The organism is Microvirga sp. TS319 (genome assembly GCF_041276405.1).
Taxonomy (GTDB): domain Bacteria; phylum Pseudomonadota; class Alphaproteobacteria; order Rhizobiales; family Beijerinckiaceae; genus Microvirga.
The window spans coordinates 3,156,766-3,178,577 of the sequence record NZ_JBGGGT010000002.1; the positions used below are offsets into that span (position 1 = coordinate 3,156,766).

At 64.6% G+C, this 21,812-nt stretch carries 20 protein-coding genes; 13 read left to right on the forward strand and 7 right to left on the reverse strand.

The genetic code is table 11. The features are described from left to right. Positions 1–115: 115 nt before the first annotated feature. A complete protein-coding gene (locus tag AB8841_RS24390) occupies positions 116–1,195 on the forward strand; it encodes an AI-2E family transporter (RefSeq protein WP_370438347.1) in 1,080 nt (359 codons plus the stop codon). On the opposite strand, the gene AB8841_RS24395 is transcribed toward AB8841_RS24390, so the two are convergent. Continuing rightward, positions 1,192–1,686, reverse strand: a complete 495-nt coding sequence (locus AB8841_RS24395; protein ID WP_370438348.1) for a YcgN family cysteine cluster protein — start codon at positions 1,684–1,686, stop codon at positions 1,192–1,194. The two genes, AB8841_RS24390 and AB8841_RS24395, sit on opposite strands and share 4 nt — an antisense overlap. Positions 1,687–1,905: 219 nt before the next feature. Between AB8841_RS24395 and AB8841_RS24400 the strand changes: the two genes are divergently transcribed. From AB8841_RS24400 to AB8841_RS24420, 5 genes are all read left to right on the forward strand, one after another. Next, entirely contained in the window at positions 1,906–4,116 is a 2,211-nt protein-coding gene (locus AB8841_RS24400; RefSeq protein WP_370438349.1) for a transglycosylase domain-containing protein, read from the forward strand. A gap of 20 nt (positions 4,117–4,136) precedes the next feature. Then, positions 4,137–4,787, forward strand: coding sequence for a DUF1214 domain-containing protein (locus tag AB8841_RS24405; protein WP_370438350.1), 651 nt, complete (start codon positions 4,137–4,139; stop codon positions 4,785–4,787). Further along, the gene (locus AB8841_RS24410; protein ID WP_370438351.1) at positions 4,784–5,347 is read left to right on the forward strand and encodes a hypothetical protein; all 564 of its coding nucleotides are present in this window, start codon (positions 4,784–4,786) and stop codon (positions 5,345–5,347) included. Before AB8841_RS24405 ends, AB8841_RS24410 begins: the two co-directional genes overlap by 4 nt. A 12-nt stretch (positions 5,348–5,359) precedes the next feature. Beyond that, positions 5,360–5,863 carry a GNAT family N-acetyltransferase gene (locus AB8841_RS24415; protein WP_370438352.1) on the forward strand — a complete coding sequence of 168 codons (504 nt, stop codon included), beginning with the start codon at positions 5,360–5,362 and terminating at the stop codon, positions 5,861–5,863. Between the two features lie 546 nt (positions 5,864–6,409). Then, positions 6,410–7,417: a hypothetical protein gene (locus tag AB8841_RS24420; protein WP_370438353.1), complete on the forward strand. Its 1,008-nt coding sequence runs from the start codon at positions 6,410–6,412 to the stop codon at positions 7,415–7,417. A gap of 221 nt (positions 7,418–7,638) precedes the next feature. Here AB8841_RS24420 and AB8841_RS24425 read toward each other — a convergent pair whose 3' ends face one another. Then, positions 7,639–7,980 (reverse strand): DUF1491 family protein, encoded by a 342-nt coding sequence (locus AB8841_RS24425; protein ID WP_370438354.1) that lies wholly within the window; start codon positions 7,978–7,980, stop codon positions 7,639–7,641. Continuing rightward, a complete protein-coding gene (locus tag AB8841_RS24430) occupies positions 7,980–8,825 on the reverse strand; it encodes a peptidoglycan-binding protein (RefSeq protein WP_370438355.1) in 846 nt (281 codons plus the stop codon). The genes AB8841_RS24425 and AB8841_RS24430 overlap by 1 nt, the downstream gene beginning before the upstream one ends. 412 nt (positions 8,826–9,237) lie before the next feature. Between AB8841_RS24430 and AB8841_RS24435 the strand changes: the two genes are divergently transcribed. Both AB8841_RS24435 and AB8841_RS24440 read left to right on the forward strand, forming a co-directional pair. Continuing rightward, entirely contained in the window at positions 9,238–9,564 is a 327-nt protein-coding gene (locus tag AB8841_RS24435) for a hypothetical protein (protein ID WP_370438356.1), read from the forward strand. 70 nt (positions 9,565–9,634) lie between these two features. Then, positions 9,635–10,063 (forward strand): SufE family protein, encoded by a 429-nt coding sequence (locus AB8841_RS24440; RefSeq protein ID WP_370438357.1) that lies wholly within the window; start codon positions 9,635–9,637, stop codon positions 10,061–10,063. Positions 10,064–10,224: 161 nt separating this feature from the next. Here AB8841_RS24440 and AB8841_RS24445 read toward each other — a convergent pair whose 3' ends face one another. Further along, complete coding sequence (locus tag AB8841_RS24445; protein ID WP_370438358.1) at positions 10,225–10,986, reverse strand: DUF6456 domain-containing protein; 762 nt, start codon at positions 10,984–10,986, stop codon at positions 10,225–10,227. Positions 10,987–11,431: 445 nt separating this feature from the next. After that, entirely contained in the window at positions 11,432–11,866 is a 435-nt protein-coding gene (locus tag AB8841_RS24450; RefSeq protein ID WP_370438359.1) for a MucR family transcriptional regulator, read from the reverse strand. Between the two features lie 432 nt (positions 11,867–12,298). Between AB8841_RS24450 and AB8841_RS24455 the strand changes: the two genes are divergently transcribed. The 3 genes from AB8841_RS24455 (at position 12,299) to AB8841_RS24465 (ending at position 17,784) form a co-directional block, all read left to right on the forward strand. Further along, complete coding sequence (locus tag AB8841_RS24455; RefSeq protein ID WP_370438360.1) at positions 12,299–14,425, forward strand: S9 family peptidase; 2,127 nt, start codon at positions 12,299–12,301, stop codon at positions 14,423–14,425. Positions 14,426–14,486: 61 nt separating this feature from the next. Continuing rightward, entirely contained in the window at positions 14,487–16,850 is a 2,364-nt protein-coding gene (locus AB8841_RS24460) for a PAS domain-containing protein (protein WP_370438361.1), read from the forward strand. A gap of 379 nt (positions 16,851–17,229) precedes the next feature. Beyond that, the gene (locus tag AB8841_RS24465) at positions 17,230–17,784 is read left to right on the forward strand and encodes a hydrolase (protein ID WP_370438362.1); all 555 of its coding nucleotides are present in this window, start codon (positions 17,230–17,232) and stop codon (positions 17,782–17,784) included. On the opposite strand, the gene AB8841_RS24470 is transcribed toward AB8841_RS24465, so the two are convergent. After that, positions 17,777–18,772 (reverse strand): hypothetical protein, encoded by a 996-nt coding sequence (locus AB8841_RS24470; protein ID WP_370438363.1) that lies wholly within the window; start codon positions 18,770–18,772, stop codon positions 17,777–17,779. The genes AB8841_RS24465 and AB8841_RS24470 overlap by 8 nt on opposite strands. A 174-nt stretch (positions 18,773–18,946) precedes the next feature. On the opposite strand from AB8841_RS24470, the gene AB8841_RS24475 reads away from it, so the two are divergent. Next, positions 18,947–19,546 carry a superoxide dismutase gene (locus AB8841_RS24475; protein ID WP_370438364.1) on the forward strand — a complete coding sequence of 200 codons (600 nt, stop codon included), beginning with the start codon at positions 18,947–18,949 and terminating at the stop codon, positions 19,544–19,546. A 158-nt stretch (positions 19,547–19,704) separates the two neighbouring features. Here AB8841_RS24475 and AB8841_RS24480 read toward each other — a convergent pair whose 3' ends face one another. After that, on the reverse strand, positions 19,705–20,547 hold the full coding sequence (locus AB8841_RS24480) for a ChbG/HpnK family deacetylase (protein WP_370438365.1): 843 nt from the start codon (positions 20,545–20,547) through the stop codon (positions 19,705–19,707). Positions 20,548–20,823: 276 nt separating this feature from the next. Here AB8841_RS24480 and AB8841_RS24485 point away from each other — a divergent pair, with 276 nt between their 5' ends. Continuing rightward, a complete protein-coding gene (locus AB8841_RS24485) occupies positions 20,824–21,810 on the forward strand; it encodes a glycosyltransferase family 2 protein (protein WP_370438366.1) in 987 nt (328 codons plus the stop codon). Positions 21,811–21,812: the final 2 nt, after the last annotated feature.

Sequence of the window (21,812 nt, forward strand, 5' to 3'; positions counted from 1 at the left end):
ACTGCACAGCACTGGCAGCCAAGCTGCAGGAATACGACATGAAAGAGCGAAGGTTCGTCGAAGGAACCCAGCTTTGCGGTTGCCATTGTCCCCGTGACGAGGCCGGGGAGAGGCGATGGACGAAGACGGTTATTCCTTTCGCAAGATCATGGGCGATGCCGAGTTCGTACGGAAAACCCTCATCGTCCTGGGGCTCTCCCTGCTCGCCCTCCTGCTTTGGAAGCTCGCGGATGTCGCGCTTCTAGCGTTCGCGGCCGTTCTCGTCGCGATCATCCTGCGCGCCTTCGCGGACCTGCTCGCACGTTATCTTCGCGTGCCCGAACGCTGGAGCCTGGCCGCCGCGTCCCTGCTCATCTTCGGCCTCTTCGTGGTCCTGGCCATTCTGTTCGGCACTCAGATCCGTTCGCAATTCGCCAACGTGGCCGAGCAGCTTCCCGGCGCCATCGACAGCATCAGCAGGAATTTCGGCTTCGGCTCCGTGACGGACAACCTGAACGACATGCTGAGCGACTTGCCGGCCGGCGGCATCGCGTCGCGGCTTGCCGGCATCGGAGGCACGATCCTCGGCGGCCTGACGAATGCGGTGCTGGTGATCGTGGCGGGCGTTTACATCGCGGCCTCCCCGAACACCTATCTGCAAGGGGCGATCAAGCTCTTTCCGGTCCGCCACCACCTGCGTGTGGAAAGCTCGCTTCGCGCCTCCGGCGAGGCGCTGAGGCTGTGGCTGATCTCACAGCTCATCGCCATGACGTGCGTGGGCGTCCTGTCGACCCTGGCCTATTGGTGGATCGGTCTGCCCTCTCCCTACGCGCTGGGCCTGATCGCGGGGCTGGCGGATTTCATTCCGTTCCTGGGGCCGTTCCTGGGAGCGGCCACCGCCGTCCTGATCGCCTTCACGATGAGCGGCGAGACGGCGCTCTGGACGATCCTCGCCGCGCTGGTCATTCAGCAGATCGAGGGCAACGTCATCCAGCCGCTTGTGACGAAGAACCTCATCGCCACGCCTCCGGCGCTCGCCCTCTTCGCCATCCTGATCGGCAGCGTCCTCTTCGGTACGCTCGGGCTGATCGTCGGCTTCCCGTTGGCCGTGGTCGTCTTCGTGCTCGTGAAGAAGCTCTATGTCCGCGAGACCCTGGGCGAGCCCACAACCATTCCGGGGGAGGACAAGGCAAGACCGGGGGAGGCCGAGGGTTAACGGTCGGCTTCCTCCATCGGCCAGTCCGTGAGCCTTTCGAGGAGCTCCGCCAGGCTGAAATCCTCCTCGGGACCCGCGACCCGGTCCCGCACGGATACCCCGGCAGCATGGACCGTCTCGGGATCGCCTGACACGAGGGGATGCCACCAGGGCAGATCCCGGCCCTCGGAGACGAGGCGGTAGGCGCAGGTTCTCGGCAGCCAGGACAGGCCCCGCACCGTCTCGGGGGTCAGCCGCACGCAATCGGGCACCTTGGCCTGGCGGTTCGGGTAGTCACGGCACCGGCAGGTCCCGCCGTCGAGCAGCGTGCAGGCCACGTCCGTGTAGAGAACCTCGCCCGTGTCCTCATCCTCGAGCTTGACGAGGCAGCAGCGCCCGCAGCCATCGCACAGGCTCTCCCATTCGTCGAGGCTGAGCGCATCGAGCGTCTTGGCGCGCCAGAACGGCAGCTCCTCCGGCTCGGAGCGAAGGTCGTGTGCGGTTGGGGACATGGGCGCTCTGTGGTCTCTCTTTGCGGCGGTTTGAAGGAGGGGTGCGGCAACGCACGTCTACAGACCTTTTCCCCAGGCATGGTACATCTATTTTGAACCGGAGAACCTGTTCGCGAGTTGTTGAAAAGACATTCCATAACGTGCAACCGTTGCCGTTAGAGAAACAAACGATCATAAGCAAGGTCTCAGGTATTCCTGACCCTCCCCCGAAGGACCACCGTGCGCCAGCATCCCTCCACCCCTCTCTCGACACGGATCAAGCGTGCCGCGCTCTGGCTGGACGCGTGGCTGAACTCGTTTCTGTTCCAGAGCGGGCGCGGTCTGGCTTCGGCCTATGAATCCTATTCGGAAAAGATGAAGTGCCTGCGCTTCCGCGGGCCCCTGCGCGTGGTTCTCGACCTGACGAGCGAAGCGACGACCCTGGGCGCCGCCGGCGGCATCGTGATGCTGGCCCTGGCGCTTCCGGCCTTCCGGGAGACCGAGGACGACTGGTTGAAGACCCAGGATCTCGCCGTCACCTTCGTGGACCGCTACGGGCAGGAGGTCGGGCGGCGCGGCCTGCATCTCGACGATTCCTACAAGCTCGAGGATTTTCCGGACTACATGATCAAGGCGGCGCTCTCGACCGAGGACCGGCGCTTCTACGATCACTGGGGCATCGACCCCATCGGCACCTTCCGGGCGCTCCTGGTCAACACCCAGGGCGGCGGCGTGGTCCAGGGCGGCTCCTCCATTACCCAGCAGCTGGCGAAGAACCTGTTCCTGACGAACGAGCGCTCCCTCGAGCGCAAGATCAAGGAAGCCTTCCTGGCCGTCTGGCTCGAATTCCACCTGACCAAGGATGAGATCCTCAAGCTCTATCTCGACCGCGCCTATATGGGCGGCGGCGCCCATGGCGTGGTGGCGGCCGCCGATTATTATTTCGGCAAACCCGCCAAGGACCTGACCCTGGCCGAGTCCGCCATGCTGGCGGGCCTGTTCAAGGCCCCGACGAAATATGCGCCCCACGTGAACCTGCCGGCGGCCCGCGCCCGCGCGAACGAGGTCCTGCGCAACATGGTCGAGGCGGGCTTCCTCACCGAGGGCCAGATCCAGACCGCGCGCCGGAACCCGGCGACCCCAGTGAGCCGTGAGCGCGAAACGACACCCGACTTCTATCTCGACTGGGCCTTCGAACAGGTGAAGGCTTTGGCCGCCGAGAAGAAATTCGGCACCGAGCGCGTGCTCACCGTCAAGACGCCCCTCGACACGTCCCTGCAGCGACATGCGGAAGAGCTTCTCGAAAGCGAACTGCGCCAGAACGGGCGTCAGTATCGCGCGGGTCAGGGCGCGATCGTTGTCATGGATGTCGACGGAGCCGTCCGGGCCATCGTCGGCGGGCGCGATTACGGCCAGAGCCAATTCAACCGCGCCACCAACGGCCTGCGCCAGCCGGGCTCCTCCTTCAAGCCCTTCGTCTATGCGGCCGCTCTGACCACCAATCCCAAGCTCAAGCCCAGTTCGATCGTGGTCGATGCCCCCATCTGCCTCGGCAACTGGTGCCCGCAGAATTACGGCCGCTCCTATGCCGGTTCGATGCCCCTGGTCTCGGCCCTGGCGCGCTCGATCAACTCCATCCCGGTGCGGATGTCGGTGGAAATCGGCAAGGGCAACGCGAAGGCCGGCCGCACCGTCATTATCGACACCGCCAAGCGCATGGGCCTGACCCATCCGCTGGCGAACGAGGCTCCCCTTCCCATCGGGGCCGCCGAGGTGACGCCGATCGACATGGCGTCATCCTATGCGGTGTTCGCGAATGGCGGCTATCGGGCCGATCCCTACGCCGCATGGGAAGTGCGTAACTCCTCGGGAGAGGTGATCTACCGGCACGATCGCGACACGCCGCCCAAGCAGGTGCTGGAAACCCGCGTCGTCAACGACATGAATTTCATGCTCAACAAGGTGGTCACCGAAGGCACCGGCCGCCGCGCGGGCCTCGACGGGATTCCCACGGCGGGCAAGACCGGCACGACCAACGCCTACAAGGACGCCTGGTTCGTGGGCTTCACCGGCAATCTCGTTGCCGCCGTCTGGTACGGCAACGACGATTCCAAGCCCATGAACAACATGACCGGCGGCACCCTGCCGGCCCATACGTGGCACGAGGTGATGGACTTCGCCCACCAGAATCTGGAGATCCGGCCGATTCCCGGCGTCGATCCCGGTCCCTTCGCCCGCGTCGCCACGTCGAGCCGCCCGGCGGCGGACCAGGCGCAGGGCCCGATGCCCGCCTTCCTGGCCGGCACCCTGTCCCGGAAATCCTTTGAGGTTCTGGGAGGGATCGGCACCCTGTTCCAATCCGCCGAGCGCTCCATATCCACCGCGAAGGAAAGCGGCGTTCCGCGGATGACGGGCTCCGTCGAAGCGTCCCGCCAAGTGGCGATGCCGTAACGATGACGACCGAGGCTCTATTGACGAACGCCCCCGGGGCGGGTTCGATGCGCGTGTCCGATGCCGCATCCAAGCCCGTGACTTTTCGATCCATCCCTACCGCATTGCTGGTTGTGTATGCGGTTCTTCTCGCGCTCGGGCTGGGACTGGGCTCGACCTATTGGATCCTCAAGGGCGAGCCGCCTTTCGGCAGATTGCGCATCGGCCCATGGACGGCCTGGCCGGCCCTCGGCTCGACCTCGGCCGATCCCTATATGCGGGCGATCCTGGCCAAACGCGGCGATGTTCCCCTGGCGACCGGCGAAGGCCTGGGCTTCACGGCGAAGACCGACAGCGAAGGCAGGGATCTCGATTCCGCCTGCACCTATCGCGTCGGTTCGGTGGCCCCGACAGCCCGCCTCTGGACCTTTTCCGTCTACGATCAGAATGGCCGCCTTCTCCAGACCGAACTGGGACGGAGCAGCTTCACCTCCGCAGAGCTTCTGCGCGACGACGAGGATGGCTTCGAGATCGCCCTCTCCCGCAACCTCCAGGACGGCAACTGGCTCCAGCTTCCGCCTTCGGGCAGGTTCAGCATCGTGCTCAGGCTCTACGACACGCCCGGCGCCGCGGGGACGGGGCTGACCGAGAGCGTCTTTCCATCGATCCAGCGCGTGGAGTGCGGCGCATGAGGGGCTGGGGCCGCTTTCTGATCGCCACTCTCTGCGGCCTCGTGCTGGCCGCGGGCGTGCACATCGCATCCATTCTGGCAACGCCGTATCTTGCCGAGCATGACGCCTTCTCGAAGGTTCAATCGACGCTCGCGGCCGACGAGGCGCAGATCATCAGCGCTCCGGGCGGCACGGATACCTGGATGCCCCTGCCCGATCCGGCGGTCGCGGTCGCAGCCTGCGCGTTCGATCTGCGGAACGGCGCGATTCGGGTTTCGGCCCAGACCGGACCGAACCTTTTGTCGTTTTCCTTTCACCGGAAATCGGGCGGCGTGTTCTTCGCCGTTACGGACCGTGCCGCCGTGCGCGGAGAATTGGAAATCGTCGCCATGACAGCGCGTCAGCTCGATGAGGCGCGGGCGGCGGAAGACGAGAACGAGCCCTCCCGCGACGTGCGGATCGTCGCTCCCGAGCAGCAGGGTTTCGTCATCGTGCGGGTGGCGGCTCCCACCGCCAGCCAGCGGCCGCAGGCCGAAGAGACCGCGAAAGCCGTCTCCTGCATCACCGAACAGACAGATTGAACCGAGCACACCATGCCCTGGCGTCCAATGACCGCGCGGGATCTCGCGCAGGTGCAGATCCTGGCGGACACGATTCATGTCGATCACCCGGAGGACAGGCAAGTCTTCGAGGAACGCCTGCGCCTCTATCCGCAAGGCTGCCTCGCCCTCGAGGAGAGTGGGCACCTTCTCGGCTATGCGCTCACCCATCCCTGGCATTTCGGGACGCCGCCCGCGCTGAACTCACGCCTGGGACAGATCCCGGGCGATGCCACGACCTATTACGTCCATGACGTGGCGCTGCTGCCCTCGGCCCGCGGCAAGGGCCACGCCGGGCAGGTGGGCGAACGGCTCCTCCGCCACGCGCGGGACGCCGGCTTCGACAATCTCTCACTGGTTGCCGTCAACAACTCGCAGGCCTTCTGGGAGCGGTTGGGCTTTCACGTCAGGAAAGTTCCCGGTCTCGAGGCGAAACTCCTCACATACGGACCGGATGCGGTGCTGATGGCGCGCGAGGTGCCGCGGGCCCTCGCCTGACGCGAAAAGCGTCTCGCTTCGACAAAAACTCAAGAGAAACTACGAGCGCCGACGGCCCGGACGGTTGCTGGCGTAGGGATGGGACGGGCCAGGACTCGGCTCGGGCCGCTCGTAGCGCACGCCCGTAAAGAGGAGAATTTCGCCTCGCGGCTCGTCTGCATTCAAGTGCGGACGTTGCGGCCTGTCGGCGACATCGGGAAAAGCGATCACCACTCCTGGCGATCTCGTCCACGCATCCTGCATTGTCTTTTCCTCTCACGTTCTGAAATCTGTCACTGCAACTCGCTCACGAAAAAAGCCTTATGGTTAACAGACCGTTTCCTGGACGTGGGGGACGTCGGAAAAACGCCAGGTCTCGCAAGAAAACAACAGTGACGGCAGCGCTTGAGTTCCGGGATTCACGAATGTGTGTGTGCCCTCGCGCACATCGAAGGCGCCCATTTCGAAAGTGCGCCCCGAAGAGCGCATCCGCCGGGCGGCATAAAGATCCGCTTAACCGCCGCTCTCTAGGGTTTCAGCGGGGCTACGCTGGAGAAGGTGTTGGATATGGCGTCCTCTGCGAACCCGGGTCTCTGGCCCGCCTTGTCCGACTTGAGTGGCGCGGATGCCTGCGCGGCCCTTCTCAAGGTCAATGCGGAGATGTTCGCCGCCGCGCCCGCACGGGACCGCGAGAGCATCGAGACCTTCGAGGCGCTGGCGCTGGGCTTCCTGCCAAAGGCCGACCACGCCACCCTCCTCGAGATCGCGCAGATCCTCGCGCGCTGCCAGGACACACCGCCCTCCGTTCTCGACTATCTGCGCCGGCACCTGCCGGAATCGCGTGAGACCGTCCCACTGCAAGGCGCATCATCGCCTGCTTGCCGCCTCGACAGGCGTCTGTTCGCAACGGCAGCGGGACGTGCGCAGCTTGCCTCGCGCGACCGTCTCGACGAGGCCGATATCGAGCGCCTGCTGGTGCTTCGGGAGGAATCCTGCGAGGACACCCTCGCGGCCAATCCGGCATTCCCGCCCTCGATGCCGACCTTTCATGAACTGGTCCGGCGGGCGGTCGAACGCCCTGCCCTCGCCCGCATCCTCCTTCGGCGCGGCGATCTCTCCGCGACGCAGGAATCATGCCTCTATCTGGCCGCCGACCGGGAGCGGCAGCGGCACATCCGGGAGACGATCGCGACCTTGCTCGCGCCCGTCCGCGCGCCGTCCTGCCGCCTTGCGGAGCACGATGTGGCGGCGCTGCGCAAGGCCGCGAACGAGGGCGATGTTCCAGGCTTCGAGCGATGGCTGACGCGAGCCTTCGGCTTCCCGGACCCCGTTGACTGGCGCCTGCTTCAGACCGGCCGCCATCCGCTCCTCGCTGTGGCGCTGAAGGCGTTGGGAATGCCCGAGCGGGATGCGATCCGCATCCTCCTGACCCTGCATCCCGCACTCTCCTATCCGCTCTCGGAAATCCGCAGGCTCGTGCGCACCATGCGGGAGGTCCCCGGCCCGGTCGCTCTCGTCCTCGTGGAGGCGATTCTGGGCGCGAAAGCGCTCCGCGAGGCGAGCAGGGCGTTCTAGAGCCTTTTCCATGAACTTCGGTTCACGGAAAAGGCATTTGTTGTTTGAGAAAGACGCCTTTTCTTCGCAAAACCGGCATCCACTTTTGCGGAAAAGGCTCTAGCGCATCGTGCGGAAAAGTGGACCCGGTTTTCCGCCCTGAGCGATGCGCTCATTCCAAGAAGAGAGCCTCGGACGTGACCTCGAATCCAGATCCGATGCCCACTTTTGTGTTCGAGGGCCTAGGACTCTGGCGCGAGATCGAGGAAGTGGCGGCCCTGGCGGTCATCCACCTCCACCAGCCAGAGATCGGAATCGAAGCGCTGCTCCCGGGCCATCCGCTCCTCCACGTCGAGAGGGGTCACGCCCTGCAGGATCGGCGCGAAGAGGCGCTCGCCGCTGTCGTCGACGAAGAGCTGCGGCGCGGGCCCGTAGAGGCTCGCCGTCCCGTCCAGATGGTCGAGTTTGACGAAGATCGCTCCGGCCTCGGCGGCGCCGCGCTTGCGCAAGGCGGCCTCCACGCCCTCGACGCCGCAGCGGCGCAAGTAGGCGGATACGAAGAAATCGGAGCGGAGACGAGCCATTACTGAACGGCAATGCCCGAGGCGGCGGAGAGTTCGCGCATCGTGCGCGGGCCGAAGGTGCCGGTGACGGGAAGACGCCGGTCCTGCTCGAAGCGCTCGATCGCCTGGCGGGTTCCCGGTCCCGTCATCCCGTCGACCTTCACGCCATAGCCCAGCCGTGCGAGGGCGCGCTGGCCGGAGAGCACGGCATCGCCACCGTCGGTCCGGCCCACATTGGCGGGCGGCGTCGGAACCGGGCCGCCGAGGCGGATCATTTCCGCAATGGGATCGCGCACCGTCGCCGCGCGGCTCTGCGCCGGTGGGGGAACCGATGCCTGTACCGCCGCCTGCTGTGGTCGCTGCGGCGCGGGAGCCGGCACACCGTTGTTGCGGATCAGGTCCGAGATCCCGCTGCGTGGCGCAGGGCGCGACGGGGAAGCGGCGGGGGCCGCTTCGACCGCAGCCGGCGGCTCGCCCTGCTCGTGCACGGCTAGTGCCTGCATCTCGTGAGCCTCGGCCCCGGGCCGCGCCGGCGGCAGGGGCTGCGTCGGCTCGGCATGCGCGGCAGCGGGGACCGATGCGGCCACGGGCGGCTCGTGATGCGAGAACAACGGCGCGGGATGACGGGTGCTCTGCGACAGCAGGGCATTCCAGGCGATGGCGCCCGCGCAGGCCGCCAGGAGCATGGAGGCCGCCACGCGTCCGGGATGCTTCAGAGCGTGAGCCGCCAGCCGTTCGCCCATGCCGATCTTGCGCGGAGGCCTTTTCGACGCTCGCTTCGACTGCGGACGCGGCGAAGCCTTCCGCCGCACGACGGCGGGCAGGTCGAAATCGTCATCGGTCTCGGCAGCGAAAGCATCACGCACAACAATCATCCCATACGTTGAAGGAGCAGCACGACGATCGGGCGCCGACGCCACGTGACGGACCCCGGTCGAGGCCGGGGATCACGGGCGGGAGCACCCAAGGCCGCTCCTCCCTCTTGTTGGCGAAAGCGTGGCAGACGCCCATTAAACGAACGCTTAAGCACACGCCTCCTCGGCTCCGAAGCCGCGACAACCCTTGGCAGAATGACGCCCGGCGCGTGTCCCGGCAAGGCGATGACCCGGGCTTTTTCCTTACAAATCAAAGATCTTAACGGCCGGGCCCGAAACGGTCGAGCCTTTAACCCTTCGTTCACCCTGTTCCGAAATTCCACTCCGCTCGCCTACGCGGGCTCGGTGCCGTACGTTATGATGCATCACCTTTGATCTTTCGATTGGCACCGGCAATCGCCTTATGTTTTCGATTTTGCGTTTCATCCTCATCGTTGGCGTGATTTTCTATTATTCGCCCGTCCGTCAGCGCGGCGAAGGGCCCAATTCGGTCCAGAATTTCTTCTCGCCGAAGAGCGTGGAGCAGGCGACGCCCGTGGCGTCGAAGCCTGCGGCGGACGGATCGGCGGGCCATCTCGAAACCGTGTGGCAGGCGCTGCCCGAGAACGCCAGGCAGGCCGTCGTCGACAAGATCCTCACCACGTCCGGCCTGACGCCCCCGGCCGCGAAGCCGTCGGACACCCTGCGGCCGGAAGACCGCGCCCCCTCGACGCACCGGCCGCGCGGCTGATCGTGGTCGGCCCCCGGTCGCCAAACGCCCACGCAATGATTATATGACCGGCAGACAAAGCGGGACTGCCATGCTGCCGACCATTGACGAGATCGTCTCCAACTTCGAGCTGCTCGACGACTGGGAAGAGCGCTATCGCTACGTGATCGAGCTGGGGCGGATGATGGATCCGCTTCCCGCGGAGGCCCATACCGACGCCAACAAGGTGAAGGGCTGCGCGAGCCAGGTCTGGATCGACATGCGTCTCGACCGCTCCCGGGGCAAACCCGCGCTCCATCTCCTCGGAGACAGCGACGCCCATATCGTGCGCGGCCTCGTCGCCCTCATGATCGCGCTCTACGACGGCAAGACGCCGGAGGAGGCCCTCTCCACCGACGCCCTCGCCCTGTTCAAGGAGCTCGGCCTCGCGGAGCATCTGACGCCACAGCGGTCGAACGGCGTCAGGTCCATGGTCGAGCGCATCCGCCGCGACGCCCAGATCGCCCAGGCGGCTCTCTAGAGCAAATAGCATTCTGGCGGGATCAGAATGCTTGGTCTCTCTTGGATGAAGCATCGTTCTTCGCGAAGAACCGGCCCCCACTTCCCGTGTTCGATGCTCGAACGTGTCGGTTTGAGCATCTTTGCGCGCAAATTCGGTTTCCACTTCCCGCGTCCCATGCTCTAGACGCGCCCGCCTTCGATCACGACGGCCTGCCAGGCCCCGATTCCGCGCGCGATAGCGGGGCCCCTCGCCGTGGACTCGATGCCGTAATGCTCCGCAAGACGGGCCAGGGCGAGGCGCACCACGACCTTTGCGGAGCGCTGTGGCCAGCCTCGCTCCCGCTCGATCAGCTCCAGGCCTTTGAGGAATCCGCAAAGATCCATCAGGAGATCGCTGAAATCCGACCCGACCGCCGCGAAGGCATGCCGGATGCGCTGGCGGGCGGCGATCATGCGGTCCGTGGCTTCGGAAGGCGATGCGGGGCCGCCGCCCGTCGGGACCGCGTCCCATCGGGCGGTAACGCCCGGCAACAGGCCCGCCAGCATGATGTCCGTGCGCAGCCTCTCGCCGGCCTGGTAGGCCGCCTCGTCGATCAGCGGCGCACCGGTCCGGTCCTTGCGGCGGCGCAGCCAATCGAGCGGGCTCTCCTCCGCATCCATCCGGACGCGCGCCGGACCCGTTTCGGCCTCGATCGTGGCATTCACGACATCGCGATGCTGGCTCAGGAAATCCGCCTCCTGCGCGTGTCCCGCCGCGCGCCGGAGATGGCAGCGCCCGGCCTCGCTCAAGGACAGCATCTCCCGCCCCGCCGCGCCGCGCCAGACCGCCAGATCCTGCCGGACGAGCGCCTCCGCATCCGCCCGCCCGAAGCGCCCGGCTCCGACCGAGATTCCTGCGCGTTTCCTGTGGACGATGACACTGCCCTCGTCGGTCGGATCCACCAGGACGCATGTTTCCGCAGCATTCAGTACAGCCAGTAGTCGTTGTGCCGCTCGCGAGAGGCAATCCGCCCCTCTGCTCTGGGTTGCGGATGCGTCCCGCCCTCTCGCCGGCCTTGTTCCCTTGATCTTTCCCGGTGACCGGCCCTTGCGACGTCCCGCCGGGGCAGTGCCTTGAGGAAGTCGTTCTTTATCACTTTTGTTCATGATTTGTTCTCGAAAACAAAGAAAGAAAGGTTCACCCCTCCGCTTCTGATAGTGGGCGCATATTCCTAGTTGTCAACGGGATTCAAAACTGTTGATAAGACCGGGGATAAGTCGGACAGCGCCCTTCCCGGGCCCATTGGCGCCAAGAAGTGAACATTCTCTCGCGCGAGTCGCCCATAGGTCGCCTATGCGAAAAGCCGCCCGAAGGGGCGGCTTTCCAAGGTCTTCTCCGTCAAGCGGCTTAGCTGCTGCTGCGCGACGAACGGCGCTTCCGGCGCTGCTGGCCGAGGCCCATTTCCTTGGCAAGCTCGGAGCGGGCCTTGGCGTAGTTCGGAGCCACCATCGGGTAATCGACCGGCAGAGCCCACTTTTCGCGGTACTGCTCGGGAGTCATGTTGTATTGCGTGCGCAGATGACGCTTCAGCGACTTGAACTTCTTGCCGTCCTCCAGGCAGACGATGTAGTCAGGAGTGACGGACTTCTTCACCGGAACGGCGGGCTTCGGAGCTTCGACCGGAGCTTCGACGGTGCCGCCGCCGACGCGCATGAGAGCGGAGTGGACTTCGTTGATCAGCGTGGGCAGGTCGCCCGACGGAACAGAGTTGTTGCTCACGTACGCCGATACGATGTCCGCAGCCAGCTCAATGTAGTTTGACGCAGCGATATTGTCGCTCATTTTGATTTTCTTCCTTTCCGGCCCTCAATGACAGCTCAAATGCCTTTCAGCCTGGAATTCTGAGCAGTCATCGCGCAAGCAATGCTTGCCTCTTTCTTAAACCGCACTGTAAACGCGCGGCAATCGTTCCTGTCCGATCAGGTATGTCAAATTCGTTTGAAACACAAGATCAATAAAAGGAAAACTTTGGAAAACTTGGGGTCAACTTTCAGTGTGCAATAAACCCAGGTTTAACGGACGGGAAACCCACCAACGCCTCGAAGCAGCACAATATTGAATTCGGCGCTCTGTGAATCAGAAGAAGTAGCTATAATGGCGCCGCCCTACGGACAAGCATACCGCGCGGCAACGCCCCGGCACGGACCCCACATGGGGAATCCGAGTTATGTATGCATAATCGCCCTGCCCTAAGCCTCCGATCCGGATGATTTCATGAAACTCGAGCGCCCCCCGTCCAATCGCCTCCTGCCCCCCGCGCCGGTCACGCCCGCAAGGCCGCACGGCTTCGACGTGCACGGGGTGGCAATCCAGGATCCGTATGCCTGGCTCAAGGCGGAGAACTGGAAGGACGTGCTGAAGGACCCGGCCGCCCTCGATCCGGCCATCCGCAAAGCCCTCGAGCAGGAAAACGCCTATACCTCCGCAGCCTTCGCCGGGACCGAGGACTTCCAGGCCCGGCTCGTCGCCGAGATGCGCGGGCGCATCAAGGAGGATGATTCCACCGTTCCGCAACCCGACGGCCCGTTCGCCTATTTCAGCCGCTACCGCGAAGGCGGGCAGCATCCTCTCGTCTGCCGCCAGCACCGGGACGGCGGCGGCGAGGCCATCATGATCGACGGGGACAAGGAGGCCGAGGGCTACGCCTTCTTCGATCTGGGCGGAGCGGATCATTCGCCGGACCACAAGCTCCTGGCCTGGGGTTCGGACGTGAAGGGCTCCGAGTATTTCACGATCCGCGTCCGCGACCTCGGGTCCGGCACGGATCGTCCCGACGAGGTGCCCCAGACATCCGGGGGCGTGGTGTGGCTCAACGACAGTTCCGGCTTCTATTATGTCGAGCTCGACGAGAATCACCGCCCGGTGCGCGTCCGGCGCCATCTCCTCGGTTCGGATACGGCCGAGGATCAGACCATTTACGAGGAGAAGGATCCGGGCTTCTTCGTGAAGCTCGGCGTGACCCAGTCGGACGCCTTCGTGCTGATCGAGGCCAGCGACCATGAAACCTCGGAGGTCTGGCTCCTCGACCGGTCCGACGCCGCCGCGCGCCCTCGTCTCGTCGAGGCGCGCACGCCTCAGCTGCAATACGACGTGGAGCATCACGGGGACCGCCTGATCATCCTCACCAATGCCGACAGGGCGGAGGACTTCAAGATCGTGACGGCCCCGGTGGACGCCCCTGCGCGTACGAACTGGACCGATCTCATCCCCTACCGCCCGGGAATCATGATTCTCTCGGTGGTGGCGCTCGCTCGCTATCTCGTCCGTCTGGAGCGCGAGAATGCCAGCCCCCGGATCGTGCTGCGCGAGATCGCCACCGGTCGGGAGGAGAGTATCGCCTTCGACGAGGAGGCCTATTCCCTCGGGTTCACGCCCGGCTACGAGTTCGACACGGACGTGATCCGCTACCATTACTCGTCCCTGACGACCCCGAACGAGGTGACCGACTACAATCTTCGGACAGGTGAACGGACGCTGCGGAAGCGCCAGGAGGTTCCGAGCGGCCACAACCCGGCAGATTATGTCACCCGCCGCCTCTTCGCCACGGCGCCGGACGGAGAGCAGGTGCCGATCTCGATCCTGCACCGCCGGGAGACGGTGCTCGACGGCTCGGCCCCCTGCCTGCTCTACGGATACGGTTCCTACGGCATGTCGATGCCTGCGAGCTTCCGCACGAGCATCTTGTCCCTGGTGGACCGGGGCTTCGTCTATGCTATCGCCCATATCCGAGGCGGCACGGAAAAGGGATGGCGCTGGTATCTCGACGGAAAGCGCGAAAAGAAGACCAATACTTTCAAAGACTTCATTGCCTGTGGCGAGGCACTGGCCAAGGCCGGCTATACCTCCCGGGGGCGGATCGTGGCCCATGGCGGTAGCGCGGGCGGAATGCTGATGGGAGCCGTCGCCAACATGGCACCGGACCTCTTTGCCGGAATCATCGCCGAGGTCCCCTTCGTGGACGTGCTCAACACCATGCTGGACGCCGAGCTGCCTCTCACCCCGCCGGAATGGCCCGAATGGGGAAATCCGGCCGCCGACGAGACGGCCTTCCGGACTATCCTGTCTTATTCGCCCTATGATAACATAAAGCCTCAGGCCTACCCGGCGATTCTGGCGCTGGCCGGCCTGACGGATCCGCGCGTGACCTATTGGGAGCCCGCCAAATGGGTCGCACGGCTGAGGGCAACGATGACGGGCGGCGGCCCCATCCTGCTCAAGCTCAACATGGACGCGGGTCACGGAGGCGCTGCAGGCCGGTTCGACCGGCTCGAGGAGGTCGCGCTGGCCTACACCTTCGCGCTCGCATGCACGGAGGGCTTCGCGGGCCGACCGCAAGTCTGACCTAAGCCGGAGTTGCCGCGCGGGGGGTGTGAGCGGCTCCAACCGTCGGGAACGTACATTCATGATGAATCGAGTCGATTCAGACTTAACGGACGACGTCACTCCGGAGCAGCGCCTCGCAGAGCTGGAACGGCGCGCGGTACAGGCCGAAACAGCGCTTCGCCTCAACGCGGCGAAGCTGCGCATGGCGCTCGACGTGAGTCGGCTCGGCGCGTGGCAATGCGACCAGGAAACGGGCGAGGTCACAGGCACCCCGGCTTTCAAGGCCTATTTCGGATTGCCGCCCGATGCGCCCCTCACCTATGACGGGCTGCGGGCGATGTTCCATCCCGACGACGTGGCGCGGATCGATCAGGCGGTTTCCTATGCGCTGAAGACGAGGACCGACTTCAACATCGAGCACCGCATCATTCGCGCGGACGGACGCCCCGGCCGCATTCACGTTCGTGGCGGGGTGATCGCCCAGAACGGCAAACCAGTCTACACGCTGGGCGTCGTGCAGGACATCACGGAGCGGGACAGAGCCAGAGAGGAGATCACCCTCGCCCAGCGCCGCCAGGAATTCCTGCTGGAGCTCAACGACCAGCTCGGCACCCTGGACGACCCGCATCAGATCATGGAGACGGCGGCGCGGCATCTGGCGCGCTTTCTCGATATCGATGCGGCCAGCTACGGCGAGGTCTTCGAGGAGCGCGGCGACATCGTCGTCGAGCGCGAATGGTCGAAGGGCATCATCTCCAACGAAGGCAAGGTGGAGAAGTTCGACCAGCTCGCCGAATTCGAATTGTTCGCCCTCAGGCATGGCGAGCCGGTTATCGTCGAGGATGTCAAGGCGGATCTCCGGCTGCGCGGCGACGCGCATCAGGCGCGTTACACCAATATGAACATCAGATCGCTCGTCTGCATGCCCGTGCTCAGGAGCGATCATCTCAAGGCGGTGCTCTCCACGAGCTCCGCCGCTCCGCGGGTCTGGACGGGCGAGGACGTGGCGCTCATCGAGGATGTCGCGGAACGGACCTGGCTCGCCATCGAGAAGTCGCGCGCGGAACGAGGCCTGCGGGAGACCGAAACACGGTTCGGCATCATCGCGGAATCGCTGCTCGTCTGGATTGTCGACCCGAACATCAGCCTGACCTATGCCAACGAACGCTGGGCGAAGTATTCCGGCCTCCCGCCGGAAGAGGCCCTTGGCCATAGCTGGATGCAGGCGATCCATCCCGACGACATGGCGCGCATGCATGACGAGCTGAAGAGCGTCATGGCGGACCGTACGCCCTATGCGACCGAGGTCCGCTACCAGTCTCACACGGGCGCCTATCGCTGGCACCTGATCCAGGCGGAGCCGTTCTACAAGGAGGGCGAGTTCAGCGGCTGGGTCGGCACCAGCGTCGACATTCACGACCTCAAGGAAACGGAAGCGGCCCTGCGCCTCAGCGAGGAGCGCCTCTCGCTCGCCCAGCAGGCCGCAGGCATCGGCGTCTTCGACTGGGACATGACGACCGGCCACATCACCTGGACCGCCGAGCAGGAGCGCCTGTTCGGAATCGCTGCCGGCACGTTCAAGGGAGACATCTCCGGCTGGGAAGACAAGGTTCACCCCGACGATCGGGCGACAACCAACCGGGTCATGTACGACGCCATTGCCCGCCGCGACACGGAGCTGAGCCTGATCTATCGAGCGCAGCCATCCGAAGGCAGCACCCGCACATTCCATACGATTGCGTCCGTCATCTACGACGCCGACGGAAAGCCGGTGCGCATGGTCGGCACGAACATCGACGTGACGCACGCCAGGCAGGCGGAAGAGCGCCAGCACCTTCTGATCCGGGAGCTCCACCACCGCGTCAAGAACACCTTGGCGACGGTGCAGGCCATCGTGGGCTCGACCGCGCGCACGTCGTCCAGCATCGACGAGTTCTATCAAGGCTTCGTCGGACGCATCGTGTCGCTCGCGCGCACGCATAACCTCCTGACGGAAGACCTCTGGCAGCGCGCCGATCTTCATGAGCTCGTAGAGACCGAGCTCGGCCCCTATGAAGACGAGGCCCGCAATCGCATCCTCATCGAGGGACCGCATGTGGACCTTCCGTCGGAGGCGGCCGTGCCCATCGGCATGGCGATCCACGAGCTCACGACCAACGCGGCCAAGCACGGCGCTCTATCGACGTTCGGCGGGCAGGTGGAGGTTCGCTGGTCCATTGAGACCGACGGGGACGGCCCCATGCTCCACTTTGCCTGGACGGAGAATGGCGGACCGCGCGTCGCCACCCCAGGCCGGCAGGGCTTCGGCTCGCGCCTGCTGCAGCGCGTGCTGTCGACGCAGCTGCAGGCTCAGGTGAACATGGACTTCCCGGAAGAAGGCCTCCATTTCACGATGAGCATGCCGATTCCGGGAGCGCCGCCCCTTTTCAACCCGGACGCCTAGGGCATCGGACGTGAAAACCGGGTCCACTGTGCCGCACGATGCGCCAGAGCATCGGACGCGGGAAGTGGAATTCACTTTTGGATCGAATCCGATGCTCCAACCTTGGAAAGAGCACATCGTTCTCGCGAAAAACCGGATCCACTTTTTCGCACGATGCGCTAGAGCCTTTTCCATGAACTTCGGTTCACGGAAAGGCATTTGTTGTTTGAGAAAGACGCCTTTTCTTCGCAAAACCGGCATCCACTTTTGCGGAAAAGGCTCTAGGAACGGCTCGCTGGCTACGACTGACGCCGCCGCGCGGCGATGCCGTCGATCCGGATAGCTTTCAGATGGCGGAGGAAGGGCTTCCGGTCATCCGCCGACGCGATGAGGAGACATCATGTTGTTGAGCGCAAACCGATCGCATCTTCTCGTGGTGGATGCGCAGGCCAGGCTCATGCCCGCCATTCACGAAGGAGACGCGATGCTCCGGAACATCGGCATCCTGCTGCAGGCGGCCTCCCGGCTCGGCGTGCCCGTGACGGTCACGGAGCAATATCCAAAGGGTCTCGGACCGACGGTCGAAGCCGTATCCGAAGCTCTTCCGGCTTCGACGCCGGTTCTGTCGAAGACGAGCTTCTCCTCGGCCGGCGACCCGTCGATCACTGAGCGTGTTTCGCTGCTTCGCGGGGAAGGACGCGGCCAACTCGTGATCTGCGGGGCCGAGGCGCATATCTGCGTGCTGCAGAGCGCACTCGCCTTCAAGGAGATGGGTCTCGACGTCTACGTGGTCGCCGATGGGGTTTCGAGCCGCTCGCTGCACAGCGTCCAGGCGGCCTGCGCGCGCCTGCTTCATGCGGGCTGCCACTGGGTCACGACGGAGATGGTCGCGTTCGAATGGATGGAGAGGGCCGCGACCGAGGATTTCCGGGCCCTCGCGCCACTGTTCAGGTAACGGAGCTTTCGCCTTCCCCACCGGAAGCGATAAAGGCCTTCAGCTCGTCGAGGGACTGGAAGTGGAAAACGCCCTTGGGGGTCTGCGCCTCGATGGAGCCGTCGGAGAACATGACATAGGTATTGTCGCCGGAATTGTACGTGCCGACGACGGTGGCGCCGGGGCGCGGGGCCTCGCCGGCCTTCTCCTCACCGGCCTTCTCCTCGGCGACCTCTTCCTCGAGCGCGGCGGCAGGTTTCTCGCCTCCGGAAAACGGCTCGAGGCCGCGCTCCGCTTCGATGTCTTTCCCGTGCGTGTCCGCGTCCTGCTCGACGGCCGGCAACGGACCGGCCGGAATCTCACGGGGCTCGTCGCGCTCCCGCTCATCCCGATGCTCTTCCTCTGGCTCCGCCAGCTTGGGCTCATCGGCGAACAAGGACGTCTCGGCCGCCCTGTCGCGGAGTTCGACGGTGGTTTCCTCCCGGCGTTCGGCGAGCAGGAAATCCGGAACCTTGACCTCGAATTCGTCCTCCTCCGGACGCGCCTTGTCGTCGACAGTCGGTCCGGACGGACGGGTTTCGCCGGCCTTTTCCCCATCGGCTTCCGCGCGGCTTCCGGCTGCGGGCTCAGATCCTTCGCCCTGCGGGAAAAGCGGCAGGTCCGGCTGGGCCGCCTCCGGCTCCGCGGTCCCGCCGCGGCCGAACATGCGCCCGCCCAGCAGGCCTCCGGCGAGAGCGGCCGCCGAGAGCCCGTTCGTGGAGGCGGAGGCCTCGTCACGAACCGCTTCGTCGTAACCGATCTGAAGGCGGGCGAGCTCGGACTGGATGCGCGCGAGCTTCGATACGGCCGCCGTGATCCCGAGCAGCAGCGCGCCGCAAGCGGCGCTGAAGCTGCCGGCGATCACCATCGTCCAGCCACGTTCTATCAGAACGATGTCCCATCCGAAGAAAGCAGCCAGCAACCCGCCAACGATCATCGCAAAAGCGAGGGCCAGAAGAGCGATGATCATGCCGTCTCCATTATACGCAAAACAAGGTTTTCAAGCGGAAAGCTATGCCTCTATAGGCGAAAGGCAACCTCATGAAAAGATTGGGCAGAAAAAAGTCCGGGCCTGGGCCGTTGCCCTTGGGCCCGGGGAGCTTTAACTAACCATCACAGGTCGCTCAATCCAAAGGAGACGCCGATGTCGTTCACTCTGCCCGAACTGCCCTATGCTTATGATGCCCTGCAGCCCTACATGTCGCGCGAAACTCTCGAGTTTCACCACGACAAGCACCATGCGGCTTACGTCAACACCGGCAACAACCTGCTGAAAGGCACGGAATTCGAAGGCAAGAGCGTCGAGGAGGTCGTGAAGGGCTCCTACGGCAAGAACCAGGCTCTCTTCAACAATGCCGGCCAGCACTACAACCACATTCACTTCTGGCTTTGGATGAAGCCCAACGGCGGCGGCGCGCTGCCCGGCAAGCTCGAGAAGAAGATCGTCGAGGATCTCGGCTCCGTCGACAAGATGAAGGAAGACTTCATCCAGGCGGGCGTCGGCCAGTTCGGCTCCGGCTGGGCCTGGCTCGCCGTGAAGGACGGCAAGATCACCGTCATGAAGACTCCCAACGGCGAGAACCCGCTGGTCCACGGCGCTCAGCCGATCCTCGGCTGCGACGTGTGGGAGCATTCCTACTACATCGATTACCGCAACCGCCGGCCCGACTATCTCAAGGCCTTCCTCGAAAACCTGGTGAACTGGGAGCATGTCGAGGAAATGTTCGAAGCGGCGACGAAGTAATCCCTCGTTTATCGTTGCGTCATGCGGGCCCCCTTGCGGGGCCCGTTCTGTTTGCGGCGCTTGCGCATCGTGCGGAAAAGTGGACCCTGCGTGTCGCTCCGAACGATGCTCCGTCAAAGAGAAAGAGCAAGCCTTCTGATCCCGTCAGAAGGCTTGCTCTATGGTCCGGGAACGAGCCTGATCGCCTGCTCCTCCAGAACTGCGCCGAAGGCGCCGGACTTCAGATAATCCAGTTCGGCAATCCGGCTTTCGACTGCCGGATCGAGTCCGCGCAGCTCCTCGTCCACATAGCCCGGGTGACACATGACGAGCGGTCTCGGCCCCATATGCGAGAAGGCGACATTGAAGATCCGCCCGGCCGGAACGGACAGGTCGAACGGCGCGAACCCGGAAAAGCCCCGGTTCGTCATGAAGCCCGCCGCATGCGCGTCGCGGGAAAAGCCCTGGGCGAAGCCTTTGACGACCAGTGCCTTGGCGCGTCCGACGGGGCGGCGCAGGATCGACGTCGCCGCATCAGCGGGATCGCGCAGCCAGACGCGCCCGGCATGGCCCCTCTCCCGAAGCGTCAGGAGCAGCGCCCCCCTCACCCCGGGCAGCACATGCACGTGCTGATGCCCGTCGACGAAGGAGGGCGGTTCCCCGTGCGCGTCTTCGAAGGCATCGAGCTGACGCGCGATCTCGTCCCGGATTTCGGTCCCTTTCAGCTGCCCCCGGACCGCATGGGTCAACAGCTCCTTGAGCGGGGGAAAGCACCCGGCGGGGGCAAGCCGTGCCATGGCGCCCAGAGGCGCGCCGGTCGTGAGATTGAGATGAAGGCCGATCCCGATACGGCCCTTCAGCGGCGCGAGATCCCGCGCGGTCCGCCGCCAGCCGGGCATGTTGGTCATGGCGCCCGTCGCCGACAGGCGGCCCATCGCCGCGAGTTCCGCGATCCCCCGGCTGACGCCGTCGCTCAGGCCATAATCGTCGGCGCAAAGAATGACGCTGCGAAATGAAGGCATGGCTTTCCTGAAATCGGCTTTGCCGCACCCTAGCGCATCGTGCGGAAAAGTGGACCCGGTTTTCGCTAGCCCGGCCCGCCGGGTCCGCTCAAACGACGCGCTGCTCTATAGTGAGAGCATCGGACCCGATAGTGGGAACTGGTTTTACGACACGATCATGCGGCAACAGGAAGCCGGCACGGCACGCGACATTCTGTTCCGAACCGGTCCATAGGCTCTTGAGCAAAGTCCCAAACTCGGCTCTTGATGCGCACAATCATAAAGGGTTTCCCAATCGTGGCCTCGCCCAAGCTCAGCGTCATCATTCCCGTTCACAACGAGAGCGCCAATATCGGGCCGCTCTGCGAGCGCCTGTTCCCGGTGCTCGACCGGATCGGCCTTTCCTGGGAGGTCGTGTTCGTCGACGACGGCAGCCGGGACGACACCCTGGACGCCATCCGCACCTTGAGTCAGCGGGAGTCCCGGGTCGGAGCGATCTCCTTCAGCCGAAATTTCGGCAAGGAAATCGCCATCGCGGCTGGCCTCGACCACGCGAGAGGCCAGGCAGTCGTGATCATGGACGCGGATCTGCAGCATCCGCCGGAGATGATCGAGGCCTTCGTGGAGCGCTGGCGGCAGGGCTACGACATGGTCTACGGCCAGCGCACCGACCGCTCGGACGAGACCCGGGTCAAGCGCGGCTTCGCGCACCTGTTCTACCGCCTCTTTGCGCGCTTCGGCGAAATCGGGCTGCCCGAGGGCGCGGGCGACTTCCGCCTCATCGACCGGAAGGGCGTCGAGGTGCTGCGCACCATGGGCGAGAAGGCCCGCTTCTCGAAAGGGCTTTACGCCTGGATCGGGTTCAAGAGCGCCGGCGTGCCTTTCGTGGTGGAGGAGCGCCGCTTCGGCACCTCCAAATGGAGCTTCAGGAAACTCTTCCGCTTCGCCTTCGACGGCATCGCGGCCTTCTCGACGGTGCCTTTAAGGGTCTGGACCTATCTCGGCTTCCTGATCTCCTTCCTGTCGATCGCCGCCGCCCTCTACTTCCTGATCCGGACACTCCTGTTCGGCACCGACCTTCCCGGCTTTCCGAGCCTGATCGTATCGATCATGTTCTTCTCCGGCATTCAGCTGATGTCGCTCGGGATCATCGGCGAATATGTGGGCCGCATCTTCGCGGAGGTGAAACGCCGGCCGCTCTATGTGGTCGCCGAGCGGATCGGCGGCACCGCCGAGGTCTCGGACAGCCTCGTTCCCGTCCACGACCAGACGCACCGGACCTGACC

Bases quoted from the DNA above. Each gene is read 5' to 3' on its own strand.
- AB8841_RS24470 (WP_370438363.1), bottom strand. From the start codon at position 18,772: ATGATCATCGCTCTTCTGGCCCTCGCTTTTGCGATGATCGTTGGCGGG.
- AB8841_RS24435 (WP_370438356.1), top strand. From the start codon at position 9,238: ATGTTTTCGATTTTGCGTTTCATCCTCATCGTTGGCGTGATTTTCTAT.
- AB8841_RS24475 (WP_370438364.1), top strand. From the start codon at position 18,947: ATGTCGTTCACTCTGCCCGAACTGCCCTATGCTTATGATGCCCTGCAG.
- AB8841_RS24455 (WP_370438360.1), top strand. From the start codon at position 12,299: ATGAAACTCGAGCGCCCCCCGTCCAATCGCCTCCTGCCCCCCGCGCCG.
- AB8841_RS24420 (WP_370438353.1), top strand. From the start codon at position 6,410: ATGGCGTCCTCTGCGAACCCGGGTCTCTGGCCCGCCTTGTCCGACTTG.
- AB8841_RS24395 (WP_370438348.1), bottom strand. From the start codon at position 1,686: ATGTCCCCAACCGCACACGACCTTCGCTCCGAGCCGGAGGAGCTGCCG.
- AB8841_RS24410 (WP_370438351.1), top strand. From the start codon at position 4,784: ATGAGGGGCTGGGGCCGCTTTCTGATCGCCACTCTCTGCGGCCTCGTG.
- AB8841_RS24425 (WP_370438354.1), bottom strand. From the start codon at position 7,980: ATGGCTCGTCTCCGCTCCGATTTCTTCGTATCCGCCTACTTGCGCCGC.
- AB8841_RS24450 (WP_370438359.1), bottom strand. From the start codon at position 11,866: ATGAGCGACAATATCGCTGCGTCAAACTACATTGAGCTGGCTGCGGAC.
- AB8841_RS24465 (WP_370438362.1), top strand. From the start codon at position 17,230: ATGTTGTTGAGCGCAAACCGATCGCATCTTCTCGTGGTGGATGCGCAG.
- AB8841_RS24440 (WP_370438357.1), top strand. From the start codon at position 9,635: ATGCTGCCGACCATTGACGAGATCGTCTCCAACTTCGAGCTGCTCGAC.
- AB8841_RS24390 (WP_370438347.1), top strand. From the start codon at position 116: ATGGACGAAGACGGTTATTCCTTTCGCAAGATCATGGGCGATGCCGAG.
- AB8841_RS24480 (WP_370438365.1), bottom strand. From the start codon at position 20,547: ATGCCTTCATTTCGCAGCGTCATTCTTTGCGCCGACGATTATGGCCTG.
- AB8841_RS24415 (WP_370438352.1), top strand. From the start codon at position 5,360: ATGCCCTGGCGTCCAATGACCGCGCGGGATCTCGCGCAGGTGCAGATC.
- AB8841_RS24460 (WP_370438361.1), top strand. From the start codon at position 14,487: ATGATGAATCGAGTCGATTCAGACTTAACGGACGACGTCACTCCGGAG.